This window comes from Pantoea sp. PNA 03-3, from assembly GCF_003201175.1.
GTDB lineage: Bacteria > Pseudomonadota > Gammaproteobacteria > Enterobacterales > Enterobacteriaceae > Pantoea > Pantoea stewartii.
Genome location: NZ_QICO01000001.1, coordinates 1,052,869 through 1,070,277, shown reverse-complemented (window position 1 = coordinate 1,070,277; position 17,409 = coordinate 1,052,869). Strand labels below are relative to the sequence as shown.

Here is a 17,409-nt window from a genome sequence, read left to right as displayed (position 1 = left end):
CCCTTCTTTTAACTCATAAATACACAGGATAAGCATGCTCGATCCCAATCTGCTGCGTAATGAGCCAGACGCAGTCGCAGAAAAACTGGCACGCCGAGGATTTAAACTGGATGTGGAAATGCTGCGTTCGCTCGAAGAGCGTCGCAAAGTCTTGCAGGTTGAAACGGAAAACCTGCAGGCCGAGCGCAACTCCCGCTCCAAATCCATCGGTCAGGCCAAAGCACGTGGGGAAGACATCGAGCCACTGCGTCAGGAAGTGAACAGCCTGGGCGAACGCCTGGATGCGGCTAAAGCAGAACTGGACGAGCTGCAAAATCAGATCCGCGATTTCAGCCTGGCGCTGCCGAATCTTCCTGCGGATGAAGTGCCGCTGGGGAAAGACGACACGGAAAACCTGGAAATCAGTCGCTGGGGTGAACCCCGCCAGTTTGATTTTGAGGTGAAAGATCACGTTGAGCTGGGCGAAGCGGCTAAAGGGCTGGACTTTGCTGCGGCAGTGAAACTCACCGGCTCACGCTTCGTGGTTATGCAAGGCCAGATTGCTCGCCTGCACCGTGCGCTCAGCCAGTTCATGATTGACCTGCACACGGAACAACATGGTTATCTGGAAACTTACGTCCCTTACCTGGTTAACCATGCGACCTTATACGGTACAGGCCAGTTACCTAAGTTTGGTGAAGATCTGTTCCATACCCGTCCGCTGGAAGAAGAATCCGAAAGCAGCCATTACGCGCTTATTCCGACCGCTGAAGTGCCGCTGACGAACCTTGTGCGGGATGAAATCGTTGAAGAAGAGAGCCTGCCGCTGAAGCTTACGGCACATACACCCTGCTTCCGCTCTGAAGCAGGCTCCTATGGCCGTGATACGCGTGGGCTCATCCGTATGCACCAGTTCGACAAAGTTGAAATGGTACAAATCGTCGCGCCTGAAACCTCTATGGATGCGCTGGAAGAACTGGTTGGCCATGCTGAAAAAGTGTTGCAACTGCTGAACCTGCCGTATCGCAAGGTCTTGCTGTGCAGCGGTGATATGGGCTTTGGTGCGACAAAAACCTACGATTTAGAAGTATGGTTACCGGCGCAAAATACCTACCGTGAAATCTCTTCTTGCTCAAACATGGGGGATTTCCAGGCTCGCCGTATGCAGGCGCGCACCCGCAATAAGCAGGATAAAAAACCGCGTCTGGTGCATACCCTGAATGGCTCGGGCCTGGCCGTAGGACGTACGCTGGTTGCCGTGCTGGAAAATTACCAGCAGCAGGACGGCCGCATCGCCGTGCCAGAGGTATTACGTCCTTATATGAACGGCCTGGAATTTATTGGCTAAGCGTTCATCCTGTCTAAAATAACCCAGCTCAGGCTGGGTTTTTTTATCTTTACCGCGAGGCATCCTCAACACGTTTAAAATTTATCACAAATAAACATTATCGATGACGACGCGGGCAGAAAGCGTAAAAATCCAGATTATCATAGAGATAGCGCAAAGTTATCTGATGCCTGACAGATGGCTAACTTACTGAAGATAAATAATTTAAATGGTCACGCAGCAAAATGTGCTGCACCCTCATTCCTCCCGTTGACTTTACAACGCGCGATGGCAAACTGCGCGCAATTTCCTTCATTTCTTTTGGTTTTTATCCCCTATGTCGACCTGGTCACGTCCTGTGATATTGCTGCTCTGCGGCCTGTTATTGATGACAGTTTCCATTGCGGTACTGAATACGTTAGTGCCCCTTTGGCTGACGCATGATGCGCTGGCAACATGGCAGGTAGGCGTGGTGAGTTCGTCGTATTACACCGGTAACCTGCTGGGCACTTTAGTGGCTGGCTGGCTGATCAAGCGATACGGTTTTAACCGAAGCTATTATCTGGCGACCGGCCTTTTTGCGCTGTCGACACTGTGCATGCTGGCGCTGGAAGGATTCTGGGCATGGACATTGCTGCGCTTCACGGCCGGTATCGGCTGCGCGTTAGTCTGGGTCGTGGTGGAAAGCGCATTGTTATGCAGTGGAACAGTACGTAACCGTGGGCAGTTGCTCGCTGCCTATATGATCGTCTATTACCTGGGTACGGTTGCCGGACAACTGCTGGTGAGCAAACTGTCTACCGAATTACTGAGTGTGATTCCCTGGGTAACCGCCACGGTCATCAGCGCCATCTTACCGTTAATCTTCACGCAGGTTTCTGCCAACAGCGATACCGTAGAAGCTACGCCAGGCGGACGAATTTTACCTATGCTGCGTCGTCGCAGTTCTCGTCTCGGTATTAACGGCTGTATTATTTCTGGCATTGTTCTGGGATCGCTGTACGGCTTGATGCCGCTCTATCTTTCTCATCAGGGTATGAGTGATGCCAACGTGGGTTACTGGATGGCCTTGCTGGTGAGTGCCGGCATTGTCGGGCAGTGGCCGATTGGTCGGCTTGCTGACCGTTTTGGCCGCATGATGGTACTGCGAGTGCAGGTATTTGTGGTGATCCTCGGCGCGATTGCGATGCTGACAAATGCCGCGATGGCCCCAGCCCTGTTTGTGTTGGGGCTGGCAGGTTTTACGCTTTATCCGGTCGCCATGTCATGGGCCTGCGAAACCGTGGCGCACCATGAACTGGTGGCAATGAACCAGGCGCTGTTACTGAGCTACACCGTGGGCAGCCTGGCCGGACCAAGCATGACGGCCATGCTGATGCAAAGTTATTCCGACCGTCTGCTGTTCGTTATGATCGCGGCGGTAGCGCTGGTTTACTTAGTCATGTTACTGCGTAAGGCCGATCATCATGCCACGCCAGTGGCACATGCCTGATCATAACGATAACCAGGCGGTGACACTTAACCTTCGCCGTCTGGCTGCGCTGACTATCAGAAGGCTATCGTCTACTGACTGCGGTGACGTGGCCTGTCAATACATCACTTCATGTCCGTAGCTGGCAAGAATATGCTTGACCCGTTCCATGGTCGCTTTACTGGGCGGTTTTACGCCGTCGAGCTTGTACTCTTCACCCATCGCAATCCATTTATGCTTACCCAGCTCGTGATAAGGCAGAAGCTCAATCTTCTCCACATTTGTCATATCCTGCGTAAATGCACCTAAGCGATGGACACTGTCATCATCATCAGAATAGCCGGGCACGACGACGAAACGAATCCACGTCCGTTTTCCTTTCTTCTGAAGATAGCGCGCAAAATCGAGTGTGCGATGATTCGACACACCGACAAGAATCTGGTGGATGTCATCGTTCATCTGCTTGAGGTCAAGCATCACCAAATCTGTTGCATCCAGTAATTCATCAATAACGGGATCGTAGCGGCGGACAAAGCCGTTGGTGTCAAGGCAGGTATGAATGCCCTCAGCTTGACATGCGCGAAACCAGTCGCGCACAAACTCCGCCTGCAAAATGGCCTCACCGCCTGAAGCCGTCACCCCGCCACCGGACGCATTCATGAAATGGCGATAAGACAGAACGTCCGCCATGAGCGCGTCGACGGTAATTTCTTTGCCGCAATGCGTGTCCCAAGTATCACGGTTGTGGCAGTACAGGCAGCGCATCAGGCAGCCCTGAAAAAAGGTGATAAAACGGATGCCGGGACCGTCTACGGTTCCGCATGATTCAAATGAGTGGATGCGACCAATGGCAGACATTGCGATGTATTCTCCTGATGAGCCTGCGAAGCAGGTGGCGCACTCTCCGGTGCGCTCTGAACGGGAAATCAATTTTGGTGGTTATCCGTCATACAGACAGCGACCAAACCTGACTCGAAAGAAGAGGCTCCATGAAGGAGCCTCAAGGGCGAACTAGAGTGACTGGGTAAAGGTACGGGTAATCACGTCCTGCTGCTGCTCTTTGGTGAGCGAGTTAAAGCGAACGGCATAGCCCGAAACGCGGATGGTTAACTGAGGATATTTCTCAGGGTTATCCATCGCGTCCATCAACATTTCCCGGTTCATCACGTTAACATTCAGATGCTGGCCGCCTTCAATACTGGCCTCATGATGGAAGTAACCATCCATTAGTCCTGCCAGGTTGGTTTTACGTACATTATCATCTTTGCCAAGCGCATTAGGCACGATGGAGAAAGTATAAGAGATACCGTCTTTAGCGTACGCAAAGGGTAATTTCGCTACCGAGGTCAGCGATGCTACCGCTCCTTTCTGGTCGCGACCGTGCATGGGGTTAGCGCCAGGGCCAAAGGGGGCGCCTGCACGGCGGCCGTCTGGCGTATTACCGGTTTTCTTGCCATAAACGACGTTAGAGGTAATGGTCAGAACGGACTGCGTTGGCACCGCGTTGCGATATGTTTCCAGTTTCTGAATTTTCTTCATAAACCGTTCAACCAGGTCGCATGCCAGGTCGTCCACGCGCGGATCGTTGTTACCGAACTGGGGATAGTCGCCTTCGATGTCGAAATCAATTGCCAGGCCATCTTCATCACGTACGGGTTTCACTTTGGCATATTTAATGGCTGAGAGTGAATCCGCAGCCACAGACAGTCCGGCGATACCGCAGGCCATGGTGCGGTAAACATCACGATCGTGCAGCGCCATGAGTGACGCTTCATAGCTGTATTTATCATGCATGAAGTGGATGATGTTCAGTGCGGTGACATACTGTTTTGCCAGCCAGTCCATGAAGTGATCCAGACGGGCCATCACGACGTCGAAATCGAGCACTTCATCCATGATTTTGGCTTCTTTCGGCCCCACCTGCATTTTCAGTTTTTCGTCCATGCCGCCGTTGATCGCGTACAACAAGGTTTTTGCCAGGTTGGCGCGGGCACCAAAGAACTGCATTTGCTTGCCGACGATCATAGGGCTGACACAGCAGGCAATGGCGTAATCATCGTTGTTAAAGTCAGGACGCATCAGGTCGTCATTTTCATACTGCAGTGACGAGGTGTCGATTGAAACTTTAGCCGCATATTTTTTGAAGTTAACGGGCAGTTTTTCAGACCACAGAATGGTCATGTTTGGTTCAGGGGAGGGGCCCATGGTGTACAGCGTGTTCAGGAAACGGAACGTGGTTTTACTGACCAGCGTGCGACCATCAACGCCCATCCCCGCCAGCGATTCGGTGGCCCAGATAGGGTCGCCAGAAAACAGCTCATCGTATTCCGGTGTACGCAGGAAGCGGACCATGCGCAGTTTCATGACCAGATGGTCAATCAGTTCCTGTGCCTGCTCTTCGTTCAGTTTACCTGCCTGGAGGTCGCGTTCGATGTAGATATCGAGGAAAGTCGACACCCGGCCAAAAGACATGGCCGCGCCGTTCTGTGATTTAACTGCAGCCAGATAGCCATAATAGGTCCACTGAACGGCTTCAGCCGCGTTGGTGGCCGGACCAGAAATATCATGACCGTATTTGGCTGCCATCGCTTTAATTTGTTCAAGCGCCCGATGCTGATCAGCAATTTCTTCCCGCAGGCGAATCGTGGCTTCCAGGTTTACGCCGTTTTCAAGATCGTTTTGCAGTGAGGTGAACTGAGCAAACTTATCCGCCATCAGATAATCAATGCCGTATAGGGCAACACGACGATAATCACCGATGATGCGTCCACGACCATAAGCATCAGGCAGGCCGGTCAATACGCCAGATTTACGGCAGCGTAAAATGTCAGGTGTATAAACATCAAAAACACCCTGGTTATGCGTTTTGCGGTATTCCGTGAAAATCTTTTTCAGAGACGCGTCGAGTTCACGACCATAGACCTTGCATGAGCCTTCAACCATTTTGATACCGCCAAAAGGAATAATGGCGCGTTTCAACGGGGCTTCGGTTTGCAGGCCAACAATTTTTTCCAGTGATTTATTGATGTAACCGGCATCGTGGGAAGTGATGGTTGAGGCAAGATCGGTATCAAAATCGACTGGTGCATGGGTGCGGTTTTCAATTTTGATGCCTTCCAGCACGCTCTCCCACAGGGTTGTGGTGGCCTCGGTGGCACCGGCCAGAAAGGACTCGTCGCCTTCATAAGGCGTATAGTTTTTCTGAATAAAGTCGCGTACGTTGACGCTGTTCTGCCATTCGCCTTCAGTAAATCCCTGCCAGGCTGAAGCGAGTTTTGCATTACGTTCGGTCATAATATACCTGCCTTATTTAAGGAGACTTTTGCTCTCGGGCGTACCAGGCTGCGATATGCCGTTGAGACAGGATTAGTGCGTTTCTTTACCACCGCGTAAGTAAATTACCCAGTAGGTCAATCCGACTAGCAGGCCGCCGCCAATGATGTTACCGAGCGTGACCGGAATCAGATTGTCGAAAATAAAGTTTTTAACGGTGAGGGCCGGGAATTGTGCTGCTGTGGCCCCTGCGGCCTGCCAAAACTCAGGCCCGGAAAAGTCGCGTATCACGATCGCGAAAGGAATCAAAAACATATTGGCGATACTGTGTTCAAAACCACAGGCGACAAACATGGCCACCGGCAAAATCATAATCAGGCTTTTATCGGTCAATGTCCGTCCTGAATAGCTCATCCAGACCGCCAGGCAGACCATCAAATTGGCCAATGTGCCGAGGCAAACGGCTTCGATAAAAGTATGATGCATTTTATGGTCGGCTGTTTGCAGGACATTTAATCCCCACGCGCCGTTTGCCACCATCTGTTCACCGGAGAACCACATGAGCGTGACGAAAAATAACGCGCCAGCCAGGTTACCGATATAAACGGTTATCCAGTTTCGTGCCAGTTGCCCCCAGGTGATGCGTCCACTGGCTTTGGCGACCACAATGAGGACGGTAGATGTGAACAGATCGGCACCGCATACCACGACCAGTATGAGTCCCAGTGAAAAACAGATGCCGCCGATCAGTTTTGCCAGGCCATAAGGCACAGCACCGCTGCCCGTGGTAGCCGTGATGTAAAACACGAAAGCAATCGAGATGAACATGCCCGCAGTAAAGGCCAGAAAGGTCGTGGTGAGGGGATGTTTAGTGGCTTTATAAACGCCAGCATCTTCAGCCACTTTCGCCATCGCGGCGGGTAATAACAGATTAAAAGGATTGTCAGCTTTCACACTAACTCACTCCAAAAGTTGTCTGAAAAAATGATAACAAAGGCAACAGTTACAGAAGTTGATTTGGATCATGATCAGCCATGCAAGGACGGTGCGTGTTTGACTGAAAGACGGGATTTTTGGGGTTAATTTATTGAAATATAATGATTAAAAATATTTTAAATTATGCAATTTTTGTTTAAGAGATGACGGTGTGCCGTCAGGACGATCTCTGCAGAGTTAACGAAATGCATCTGTTATGTTGCTTTAAATAATGATGATAAAAACGCTGAACAATACATCCCTTAAATACTTATTCTCAAAAAAAGAAAGGCACCCATTAAATAAGGTGCCTGTGAGATTATTATCGCTTTATCCTGAAACAGAGCCGCGAAAGATTAGGCGTTTTTCCAGTAAAGACGTTTCGCCTTTTGCAGCTTTTCATAGGCAGCAAGCAAAGCCTGATGAGCAGGGAAAGCCTTAAGATCGCTGTCTACCGGCTGGAGGCCATTGAAGGCCGCCTCACCGCTGATTGCGGCCGAGGCGGCGTCGACAGCGTCAGCACCATACATACGCACAAAGGCTGCGTGATACTCAAGCGGATTCCGCTCATCTTCCATCGCCAGCAGCAGAGTTTGCAGACAGCGGTAATAATTTGCACGCTCCGGGCTGAATACGGAGCCATTAAATTCCATTGTCCATTCCGTCCAGATCAGCGCCTGATCGAGATCTCCGCCAGCCAGGGCCAGCATGGCTTTGAGTTCGCCAATGCGCAGCGTGTACCAGCCGTTATCTTTGCCTGTCGCCAGTCCCAGCAACTCGCGAACACGCGTGAAGTCATCAAAACCTTCTTCGTCCAGCTGAGAAATTAAATCCAGGTACTCTTCAGGATTCCAGTTGCTGCCGGGCAGGGCCAGAAGCGTTTCACGAATACCTGCACCCATGCTGTTATTCGCCAGCAACAAGTCTTCAGCCGGATAAATATCTGACATACCGGGCACAATAATGCGGCAGGCATACACACCGAGGTGCTCATAATCAGCGATGTAAACGTCCTGACCTTCGGCTTTGAAAATCGCCATGAGCGTACTGAATTCCTGCTCGGTGGTGCCATCAAATTTCCAGTCAACGAAGGGATAATCCGCTGTTTCTTTAAACAGATCCCAGGAGATCAGGCCGCTTGAATCGATAAAGTGGGTTTCCAGGTTGGCGTGCTCTGCCACTTCTTCATCATCAAACGTGGGCGGCGTGAACACATCCAGATCTTTCAGGCTGCGGCCCTGAAGCAGTTCGGTAACGGTACGCTCCAGCGCGACACCAAAATCAGGGTGCGCGCCAAAAGAGGCGAAACAGGTGCCGTTGGCAGGATTAAACAGCACAACGCAAATAACCGGATATTTCCCACCCAGTGACGCGTCATAGGCAAAAATCGGGAACCCTTCGGCTTCCAGACGGGCGATGGCTTCAACCACATCGGGGTAACGCGCCATCACGGATTCAGGAATGGCAGGCAGGCTGATGGACTCGGCGATGATACGATTTTTAATATAGCGCTCGAAAACTTCTGACAGCCCCTGTACCCGTGCCTCGTTGGCCGTGTTGCCGGCGGACATGCCGTTCGACACATACAGGTTACCGATAATATTCATCGGAATATAAACGGTCTGCTGATCGGACTGACGGGTAAAGGGCAGGGCGCAGATGCCGCGTGCGCTGTTACCCGACTGGAGATCGATTAAATCTGAAGCGGAGAGGGCGTTTTCAGGATCGTAAAAGGCGCGCAGGCGCGCATCCAGGATGCCTTCAGGCAGGCTGTCGTCTTCAGGCAGAGCAAACCATTTTTCATTGGGATAGTGAACAAAATCCCCCTGGGCGATACTGTTGCCAAGCCAGAAATCAGCAAAAAAGTAATTCGTGGACAGGCGTTCAAAATATTCCCCCAGCGCCGAGGCCAGAGCGGCTTTTTTGCTGGCGCCCTTACCATTGGTGAAGCAGAGGGGGCAGTCGCGATCACGAATGTGGACAGACCAGACGTGTGGCACAGGATTCAGCCAGGAGGCTTCTTCAATATTAAAACCCAGATCCTGTAATTTGGTCTGGAAGCGTGAAATGGAGTCTTCCAGGGCGGCATCTTTGCCCGGGATAAAAGTTTGCGTCATGGTGCCGCTCTCTCTGTAAATGGGGAGACATAAAGCGCGCAATGATACGTTTTTTACCGTCTGTTCGCTATCAAGACGCCGCAATTTTACCGTCGTTTTTCTCATGCTTTGTCATCTGAGCCAAAGCCGGGACTGCATGAAAGGAAGCCGCCTCACAATATTTCGTGCCGGATTACATTGGTAATATAACCTTCGGTGCTTCATGCCGAAAAAATGTGACCGCAGTTCGATTTATGATTGCAGCCACCAGAAGGCAGTGATAAAACCGAATCGTTATTCATAACCGTTCGATATGACAGTGGTGAGGGAAATGACGCAAATTTATAATTTTAGCTCTGGGCCAGCGATGCTGCCGAGCGAAGTACTCCGCCGTGCAGAACAAGAACTGACAAACTGGCATGGTCTTGGAACTTCAGTAATGGAGATAAGCCACCGCAGTAAAGAATTTATTCAGGTGGCAGAAGAGGCTGAAGCGGACTTCCGCGATCTGCTGAAAATTCCTTCCAATTACAAAGTATTATTCTGTCATGGCGGCGCACGTGCGCAGTTTGCTGCTGTACCGGGCAATTTACTCGGCAGTGCGACCAGTGCGGACTATGCAGATGGAGGCTACTGGGCTCACAGTGCCATTAAAGAGGCGGAAAAATATTGCTCACCGCGGACGCTGGATGTCAAAACGACCCAAGAGGGTAAGCGCGCCATCCTGCCGATGCGCGAATGGGATGTCAGCGACACGGCCGCCTATTTGCATTTTTGCCCAAATGAAACCATTGACGGTCTGGCTATTGACGAAGAGCCTGACTTTGGTGACAAGGTTGTGGTCGCCGATCTTTCCTCCACGATTCTGTCACGCCCAATTGATATCAAGCGCTATGGTGTGATTTACGCAGGTGCGCAGAAAAATATTGGTCCGGCTGGCCTTACTCTGGTTATCGTACGGGACGATCTTCTCGGCAACGCGCATCAAAGCGTGCCTTCCATCCTTGACTACACCGTTCTGGCTGAAAATGATTCCATGTTTAACACGCCACCTACGTTTGCCTGGTATCTGAGTGGCCTGGTCTTTAAGTGGCTGAAGCAGAAGGGTGGTGTCGCTGAGATGGAAAAAATTAATCAGGCAAAAGCCGGATTACTCTATGGTCTCATCGATAACAGCGATTTTTACCGTAACGATGTGGCACTGCAAAACCGTTCCCGGATGAACATTCCTTTCCAACTGGCTGATGCCTCGCTGGACAGCCTTTTCCTGGAAGAGTCATTTAAGGCAGGTCTCCACGCATTAAAAGGTCACCGTGTTGTGGGCGGCATGCGTGCCTCAATCTACAATGCGATGCCATTGGAAGGCGTTAAAGCGCTGACCGATTTCATGATTGATTTCGAACGCCGCCACGGCTAAGTCTTTCACTGTCAGTGGAATGACTGACACCCGACTCCGCCCTCTGGCGGAGTCATCGTTTTTTAAGGATTACGTTTCACATGCAAGATTCCCTGACCCTTCAGCCCATCGCTCGCGTTAATGGTACGGTTAATTTGCCCGGTTCCAAAAGCGTGTCAAACCGTGCGCTTCTGCTTGCTGCACTGGCGAAAGGTAAAACCCGATTAACTAATCTGCTGGACAGCGACGATGTTAAGCACATGCTTAATGCGCTTGATGCACTGGGTGTTGAGTTCACGCTTTCCAGCGATCGTACGGTGTGCGAGGTGACAGGAAAGGGTGGGTCGCTGCATGCATCACAGCCCACAGAGCTGTTTCTGGGCAACGCCGGCACTGCCATGCGGCCGCTTGCGGCAGCGCTTTGCCTGGGTGTGCAGGATGTCGTCCTGACGGGCGAACCACGCATGAAAGAACGCCCTATCGGGCACCTGGTCGATGCACTACGGCAAGGTGGGGCTACTATAGACTATCTCGAAAATACAGATTATCCCCCAGTCCGCCTGCGGGGTGGGTTTACTGGCGGCGACGTTACAGTAGATGGCAGCGTATCCAGCCAGTTTTTGACCGCGCTTCTGATGATGGCTCCGTTAGCTGAAAATCCTACCCGTATCAGCATTAAAGGTGAGCTGGTTTCCAAACCTTACATCGATATTACTCTGCACCTGATGCGCTGCTTTGGTGTCGAGGTTGAGAATCAGCAGTATCAACACTTCCTGATTAAGGGTAAACAGCACTACCAGTCACCAGGTGAATATCTGGTGGAGGGGGATGCGTCTTCTGCCTCCTATTTTCTTGCCGCAGCCGCAATCAAAGGCGGTACCGTGCGTGTCACCGGCATTGGTCGCAACAGCGTACAAGGCGATATTCGCTTTGCGGATGTACTCGAAAAGATGGGTGCATCAATTGAGTGGGGCGATGACTATATTGCCTGCACGGCCGGGACATTACGCGCTATTGATATGGATATGAATCATATTCCTGATGCTGCCATGACCATTGCCACTGCGGCATTGTTTGCAGAAGGTACGACGCAACTGCGCAATATTTATAACTGGCGAGTTAAAGAAACGGATCGTCTGACGGCTATGGCAACCGAGTTGCGTAAAGTCGGTGCCAAGGTGGAAGAAGGGCACGATTTTATTCGCATCACGCCGCCTGAGACGTTGAAGCATGCCGACATCGGCACGTATAACGATCACCGTATGGCGATGTGTTTCTCGCTGGTTGCGCTGTCCGATACGCCCGTTACCATTCTTGATCCTGGCTGTACGGCAAAAACCTTCCCTGATTATTTTGAACAACTGCAAAAAATTAGCGAAAACGCCTAATCCCCTCGCCCGATGTCGTGCATCGGGCTCATCATCTTCAGGACGCTTTTCCACGCCAGAGGCCTTTTTCCTGGCTAAATTTCTCATTGCCTCTTCTCAAAAGGTAACTAAGCGTCGCCGGGCAGCGTATAATGCCCGACATTTGTGACGGCCAACCGGCCAAAATGCGCGCAGCAACAGGAGGGAATGATGACAGCAACTGCCCCGGTCATAACAATTGATGGGCCAAGTGGCGTGGGAAAGGGCACCCTGTGCAAGGCGATGGCGGAAGCATTACAGTGGCATTTACTGGATTCCGGCGCAATTTATCGTGTACTGGCCTTAGCCGCATTACATCATCAGGTCGATATTGAGTCTGAAGAGGCGTTAGTCCCTATCGCCGCCCATCTTGATGTGCGTTTCCTTTCTCATCATGGCGAAATGCAGGTCATCCTGGAAGGGGAAGACGTCACCAGCGAAATTCGTACCCAGGAAGTCAGTAATACCGCCTCACGCGTCGCGGCTTTCCCTCGCGTTCGGGAAGCGCTGTTACGTCGTCAACGCGCGTTTCGCGAGGAACCCGGTTTGATTGCAGACGGACGGGATATGGGCACCGTCGTTTTCCCCGATGCGCCTGTAAAGATTTTCCTTGATGCCAGCCCGGAAGAACGTGCTCAGCGACGTATGCTACAGTTGCAGGAGAATGGCTTTAATGTTAACTTTGATCGCCTTTTAGCCGAGATAAAAGAACGCGACGACCGCGATCGCAACCGCGCTATCGCACCGTTAGTCCCTGCCGCTGATGCTTTGGTGTTGGATTCAACCCAGATGTCCATCGAGCAGGTTATTGATAACGCGTTAAATTATGCCCGCAAAACGCTTGGTATGTAATATTCCGGCTTAAACGAATGTATTAACCCTGTGCCACGGATCCGGTGCAGGGCATGTGAAACAACCCCATCCGACATGATGTCAGATGGACGTTAAATTGAAGAATCCTAAGATTATCAATATGACTGAATCTTTTGCTCAACTATTTGAAGAATCCCTGAAAGAAATCGAAACCCGCCCGGGTTCCATCGTTCGTGGCGTTGTTGTCTCTATCGACAAAGACGTTGTTCTGGTTGATGCGGGCCTGAAATCTGAATCTGCAATCCCTGCAGAGCAGTTCAAAAACGCAGCCGGCGAACTGGAAATCCAGGTTGGTGACGAAGTTGACGTTGCTCTGGACGCAGTGGAAGATGGCTTCGGTGAAACTCTGCTGTCACGTGAGAAAGCTAAGCGTCACGAAGCTTGGATCACGCTGGAAAAAGCTTACGAAGAAGCTGAAACTGTTACCGGTATTATCAACGGCAAAGTCAAAGGTGGCTTCACAGTTGAGCTGAACGGTATCCGTGCGTTCCTGCCAGGTTCACTGGTTGATGTGCGTCCAGTACGCGACACACTGCACCTGGAAGGCAAAGAGCTTGAATTCAAAGTGATCAAGCTTGATCAGAAACGCAACAACGTCGTGGTTTCACGTCGTGCGGTTATCGAATCTGAGAACAGCGCAGAGCGCGATCAGCTGCTGGAAAACCTGCAGGAAGGCATGGAAGTTAAAGGTATCGTTAAGAACCTCACTGACTACGGCGCATTCGTTGATCTGGGCGGTGTTGACGGCCTGCTGCACATCACTGACATGGCCTGGAAGCGCGTTAAGCATCCAAGCGAGATCGTGAATGTTGGCGATGAAATCAACGTTAAAGTCCTGAAATTCGACCGCGAGCGTACCCGTGTATCTCTGGGTCTGAAGCAGCTGGGCGAAGATCCATGGGTGGCTATCGCTAAGCGCTATCCAGAAGGCACCAAGCTGACTGGTCGTGTAACCAACCTGACTGACTACGGCTGCTTCGTTGAAATCGAAGAAGGCGTTGAAGGCCTGGTACACGTTTCAGAAATGGACTGGACCAACAAAAACATCCATCCGTCTAAAGTTGTAAACGTAGGCGATGTGGTTGAAGTGATGGTTCTGGACATCGATGAAGAGCGTCGTCGTATCTCCCTGGGTCTGAAGCAGTGCAAATCTAACCCATGGCAGCAGTTCGCTGAGACCCACAACAAAGGCGATCGCGTTGAAGGTAAAATCAAGTCAATCACTGACTTCGGTATCTTCATCGGCCTGGACGGTGGCATCGACGGTCTGGTTCACCTGTCTGACATCTCCTGGAACGCGACTGGCGAAGAAGCCGTTCGTGAGTACAAAAAAGGCGACGAAATCGCTGCCGTTGTACTGCAGGTTGATGCAGAGCGCGAGCGTATCTCTCTGGGCGTGAAACAGCTGGCAGAAGATCCGTTCAACAACTACATCACTTTGAACAAGAAAGGTGCTATCGTCACCGGTAAAGTGACTGCAGTTGATGCGAAAGGTGCTACAGTTGAATTGGCAGACGGCGTTGAGGGTTACCTGCGCGCTTCTGAAGCTTCAATGGACCGTATCGAAGACGCTACACTGGTTCTGAACGTCGGTGACGACGTTGAAGCTAAATTTACTGGCGTTGACCGTAAAAACCGCGTAGTGAGCCTGTCTGTTCGTGCGAAAGACCAGGCTGACGAGAAAGAAGCTATCAACACTGTTAACACCAAACAGGAAGAAGGCAACTTCTCAAGCGCAATGGCTGAAGCGTTCAAAGCGGCTAAAGGCGAGTAATCGACCTTGCACCGGGCGGATTCATCCGCCCGGTTTCGGTAAAGGCTGTCATACATTCCTGTAGGGATTAACCGGAGGTTACATGACCAAGTCAGAATTGATTGAAAGGCTGGCGGGACAGCATACTCATATACCGGCGAAAGTCGTTGAGGATGCAGTCAAAGAGATGCTTGAGCACATGGCCACAACGCTGGCACAGGGCGAACGCATTGAAATCCGGGGATTCGGCAGCTTTTCGTTGCACTATCGCGCACCGCGCACTGGCCGTAACCCGAAAACGGGTGACAAAGTGGATCTGGAAGGTAAATACGTTCCCCACTTCAAGCCGGGCAAAGAACTGCGTGACCGTGCTAACATCTACGGCTAAGCCGATACCGAAACGCCTAAACGACATCTCCGGATGTCGTTTTTTTTTGCCCGCGTGATTATGTTCGCTCTCCCGCAAAAAAATGCGTCTGCGCTGCAACGAATTATCCTCTCTGGAAACCCTTTCTTAATTCACTCTTTACGCGCTTTACCCTGAAAGTCTGAAGGACATACTTACGCCAGTTCATCAGCGGGATACGGTATGTTGACATGGATTGGACTGGCGAGACTGGCCTCGCTGACCGCGTTACCCTTACTGATCGTGCCTCAGCTCCCTTCGCGAACGTTTATTGTCGTGATGCTGCTGTGTGGCACTTGTCTGGTGGCGATGTCCGTACGTTATGTCCGCATCGCAGGCTGTGCGCTTTTGCTGGCCGCCTGGGGGCTGGTTAATGCGCAATCCCTGGTCAACGACACGGAATGGATGAGTACCCGACCCGCCTGGTTTGTCGTGCAAATTGAAGAGGTAAAACAAGACGCGTCACGTATTCGGGTCAGAATGTTGAAAGCGGGAAACCGGATTTTCTTTCCTCCCCGTTTTGCCTGGCTGTCACTGCAGGATAACGCTACAGCCTATTGTCCGGGGCAGCGCTGGCAAATGCGGCTCAGGTTACGCGCTGTTCATGCCAGACTCAATGAGGGAGAATTCGACGCACAACGCTTTGCCATGGCGAATCATACCCCGGTGCAGGGGCGCATTATCAAGCAACATCCTGTGCAGTCTGAATGCAGCTGGCGTTGGCAGCATATTCGTGGCCACAGGCAATATTACGAACATTTACCCGCTTCGGCTACGCTGGAGGCACTGGCTTTTGGCATTCGCGACAATCTGAGTGAGGCAACCCGTCAGCTGTTACGTGATACCGGAACGGCGCATCTTATGGCCATTTCAGGTATGCACATTGGCCTGGCCGCGGGCACCGGATGGCTACTGGCGCGGGGCAGCCAGTTTTTGTTACCGGCACGCTGCATTAGCTATCTGTATCCGCTCATTGTCAGTTGGCTCTGTGCCGCACTCTATACGTGGCTTTCAGGGGCCCAGGCGCCAGCGCAGCGGGCATTACTGGCACTGACGCTATGGGCAATAACACGTATAACAGGTATACAGCTCAGCCCCTGGCAAATCTGGACGCTCTGCGTAGGGTTGTTGCTGGCACTGGATCCGCTTACCGTTCTCTCGGACAGCTTCTGGCTGTCGGTGCTGGCGGTGGGGATGTTGCTGACCTGGTATCGCTGGTTTCCTCTGGCCGAGCGCTTTCGTGACAGGCGGCGCTGGTTTTTACTGCAACTCCTTCATCTGCAACTGGGAATGATGATCCTGATGGTGCCGCTTCAGGCCGCATTATTTAATGGCATCAGCCTGACCGCGCTGTTCGCTAATCTGTTTGCGATTCCTGTCGTGTTGTTTATTACGGTGCCATTGATACTCATCACCCTATTGCTACCTTTCCCGGCATTATCAGTGTGGGGGTGGCAGGCGGCCGATCTGTCCCTGCGGTTTCTGTTCTCCGGCCTTGCCCTGCTACCGGCAGGCTGGTGGCCGCTGCAAGGCGCACCTTTCCTGATAATAGCCATATGGGGAGGGCTACTCCTGTGGCGTTCCGGCGTACTGTTCTCCATGCCGTTCAGTTGTAGCGCTGTCGCACTGGCAATCCTGTTTTCCCGCCATGCTAAGCCGGAAGCGCTATGGCGCATTGATATGCTGGACGTGGGGCATGGATTGAGCGTCGTCATCAGTCAGGGCGATGAAGCGGTGCTCTACGATACCGGTCCACGCTGGAAATACAGCGATGCAGGGAGCCGCGTTATTCTGCCCTGGCTTGAACGTAAAGGACTCAGACTGCGGGAGGTTATTCTCAGCCACCGGCATCTTGACCATACCGGCGGGCTGTCGGCTATTCTGCAACATGTCCCTACTGTACGGGTGCACAGCGGACTTACAGAAAGCGGGCATTTACCCTGTGTACGCGGTACCACATGGCGCTGGAAACGGCTACATTTCCGGGTGCTCTGGCCAGCAACGTCTCCCAACCAGGGGGAAAACAACGATTCATGCGTGGTGAGTGTGGATGATGGAAGCGTCCGTTTGTTACTCATGGGCGATCTGGAAACCGAGGCGGAGCGGCAGTTAGTGCGGCTGGAAAAGCAGCAGTTAAAGGCGGATATTCTGCAGGTACCTCATCATGGCAGCCGGACATCCTCATCGCGCATACTGCTGCGCAGCATCGCCGGCCATACCGCCATCGCCTCTGTAGCACGCTATAATGCGTGGCGAATGCCCGCGAAGTCCGTGCTGCGAAATTACCGTGAACACGCTTATGACTGGCGTGATACTGGTCAGTCCGGACAAATAAGTATCAAAATAGAGGCAAACACCGTGCAGGTTTTTTCCTTCAGAGAACAATTAGTGCCCCGTTGGTATCATCAGTGGTTTGGCGTCAAACGCGAATCCAGGTAGAATGACCGGCTATTT

The 17,409-nt window shown here is 51.8% G+C and carries 12 protein-coding genes; 8 read left to right on the top strand and 4 right to left on the bottom strand.

Translation table 11 applies throughout. The features are described from left to right. Positions 1-34 precede the first annotated feature (34 nt). Positions 35-1,327 carry a serine--tRNA ligase gene (gene serS / locus C7433_RS04965; RefSeq protein WP_039341327.1) on the top strand — a complete coding sequence of 431 codons (1,293 nt, stop codon included), beginning with the start codon at positions 35-37 and terminating at the stop codon, positions 1,325-1,327. A gap of 316 nt (positions 1,328-1,643) precedes the next feature. Continuing rightward, positions 1,644-2,798, top strand: a complete 1,155-nt coding sequence (locus C7433_RS04960) for an MFS transporter (protein WP_006118615.1) — start codon at positions 1,644-1,646, stop codon at positions 2,796-2,798. A gap of 96 nt (positions 2,799-2,894) precedes the next feature. Here the strand turns inward: C7433_RS04960 and pflA are convergent, their stop codons facing one another. From pflA to ycaO, 4 genes are all read right to left on the bottom strand, one after another. Further along, the gene (gene pflA / locus C7433_RS04955) at positions 2,895-3,635 is read right to left on the bottom strand and encodes a pyruvate formate lyase 1-activating protein (protein ID WP_033737643.1); all 741 of its coding nucleotides are present in this window, start codon (positions 3,633-3,635) and stop codon (positions 2,895-2,897) included. 153 nt (positions 3,636-3,788) lie between these two features. Next, positions 3,789-6,071 (bottom strand): formate C-acetyltransferase, encoded by a 2,283-nt coding sequence (gene pflB / locus C7433_RS04950; RefSeq protein ID WP_006118617.1) that lies wholly within the window; start codon positions 6,069-6,071, stop codon positions 3,789-3,791. A 72-nt stretch (positions 6,072-6,143) separates the two neighbouring features. Next, positions 6,144-7,004: a formate transporter FocA gene (gene focA / locus C7433_RS04945; RefSeq protein ID WP_033737642.1), complete on the bottom strand. Its 861-nt coding sequence runs from the start codon at positions 7,002-7,004 to the stop codon at positions 6,144-6,146. 377 nt (positions 7,005-7,381) lie between these two features. Next, the gene (gene ycaO, locus C7433_RS04940; protein WP_110267724.1) at positions 7,382-9,142 is read right to left on the bottom strand and encodes a 30S ribosomal protein S12 methylthiotransferase accessory factor YcaO; all 1,761 of its coding nucleotides are present in this window, start codon (positions 9,140-9,142) and stop codon (positions 7,382-7,384) included. A gap of 310 nt (positions 9,143-9,452) precedes the next feature. On the opposite strand from ycaO, the gene serC reads away from it, so the two are divergent. The 6 genes from serC (at position 9,453) to C7433_RS04910 (ending at position 17,394) form a co-directional block, all read left to right on the top strand. Further along, positions 9,453-10,538 carry a 3-phosphoserine/phosphohydroxythreonine transaminase gene (gene serC, locus C7433_RS04935; protein ID WP_006118621.1) on the top strand — a complete coding sequence of 362 codons (1,086 nt, stop codon included), beginning with the start codon at positions 9,453-9,455 and terminating at the stop codon, positions 10,536-10,538. Between the two features lie 80 nt (positions 10,539-10,618). Further along, positions 10,619-11,905, top strand: coding sequence for a 3-phosphoshikimate 1-carboxyvinyltransferase (gene aroA, locus C7433_RS04930; protein WP_110267723.1), 1,287 nt, complete (start codon positions 10,619-10,621; stop codon positions 11,903-11,905). A gap of 189 nt (positions 11,906-12,094) precedes the next feature. Beyond that, positions 12,095-12,775 (top strand): (d)CMP kinase, encoded by a 681-nt coding sequence (gene cmk / locus C7433_RS04925; RefSeq protein WP_110267722.1) that lies wholly within the window; start codon positions 12,095-12,097, stop codon positions 12,773-12,775. A gap of 121 nt (positions 12,776-12,896) precedes the next feature. Then, positions 12,897-14,570, top strand: a complete 1,674-nt coding sequence (rpsA, locus tag C7433_RS04920) for a 30S ribosomal protein S1 (protein WP_033737767.1) — start codon at positions 12,897-12,899, stop codon at positions 14,568-14,570. Positions 14,571-14,652: 82 nt separating this feature from the next. Further along, positions 14,653-14,937, top strand: coding sequence for an integration host factor subunit beta (gene ihfB, locus C7433_RS04915; RefSeq protein WP_003849360.1), 285 nt, complete (start codon positions 14,653-14,655; stop codon positions 14,935-14,937). A gap of 201 nt (positions 14,938-15,138) precedes the next feature. Continuing rightward, entirely contained in the window at positions 15,139-17,394 is a 2,256-nt protein-coding gene (locus C7433_RS04910) for a DNA internalization-related competence protein ComEC/Rec2 (protein ID WP_110267721.1), read from the top strand. The last annotated feature ends 15 nt before the right edge of the window (positions 17,395-17,409 follow it).

Excerpts from the sequence above, each read along its gene's own strand:
- serS (WP_039341327.1), top strand. The coding sequence starts at position 35 with ATGCTCGATCCCAATCTGCTGCGTAATGAGCCAGACGCAGTCGCAGAA.
- C7433_RS04960 (WP_006118615.1), top strand. The coding sequence starts at position 1,644 with ATGTCGACCTGGTCACGTCCTGTGATATTGCTGCTCTGCGGCCTGTTA.
- pflA (WP_033737643.1), bottom strand. The coding sequence starts at position 3,635 with ATGTCTGCCATTGGTCGCATCCACTCATTTGAATCATGCGGAACCGTA.
- pflB (WP_006118617.1), bottom strand. The coding sequence starts at position 6,071 with ATGACCGAACGTAATGCAAAACTCGCTTCAGCCTGGCAGGGATTTACT.
- ycaO (WP_110267724.1), bottom strand. The coding sequence starts at position 9,142 with ATGACGCAAACTTTTATCCCGGGCAAAGATGCCGCCCTGGAAGACTCC.
- serC (WP_006118621.1), top strand. The coding sequence starts at position 9,453 with ATGACGCAAATTTATAATTTTAGCTCTGGGCCAGCGATGCTGCCGAGC.
- aroA (WP_110267723.1), top strand. The coding sequence starts at position 10,619 with ATGCAAGATTCCCTGACCCTTCAGCCCATCGCTCGCGTTAATGGTACG.
- cmk (WP_110267722.1), top strand. The coding sequence starts at position 12,095 with ATGACAGCAACTGCCCCGGTCATAACAATTGATGGGCCAAGTGGCGTG.
- rpsA (WP_033737767.1), top strand. The coding sequence starts at position 12,897 with ATGACTGAATCTTTTGCTCAACTATTTGAAGAATCCCTGAAAGAAATC.
- ihfB (WP_003849360.1), top strand. The coding sequence starts at position 14,653 with ATGACCAAGTCAGAATTGATTGAAAGGCTGGCGGGACAGCATACTCAT.
- C7433_RS04910 (WP_110267721.1), top strand. The coding sequence starts at position 15,139 with ATGTTGACATGGATTGGACTGGCGAGACTGGCCTCGCTGACCGCGTTA.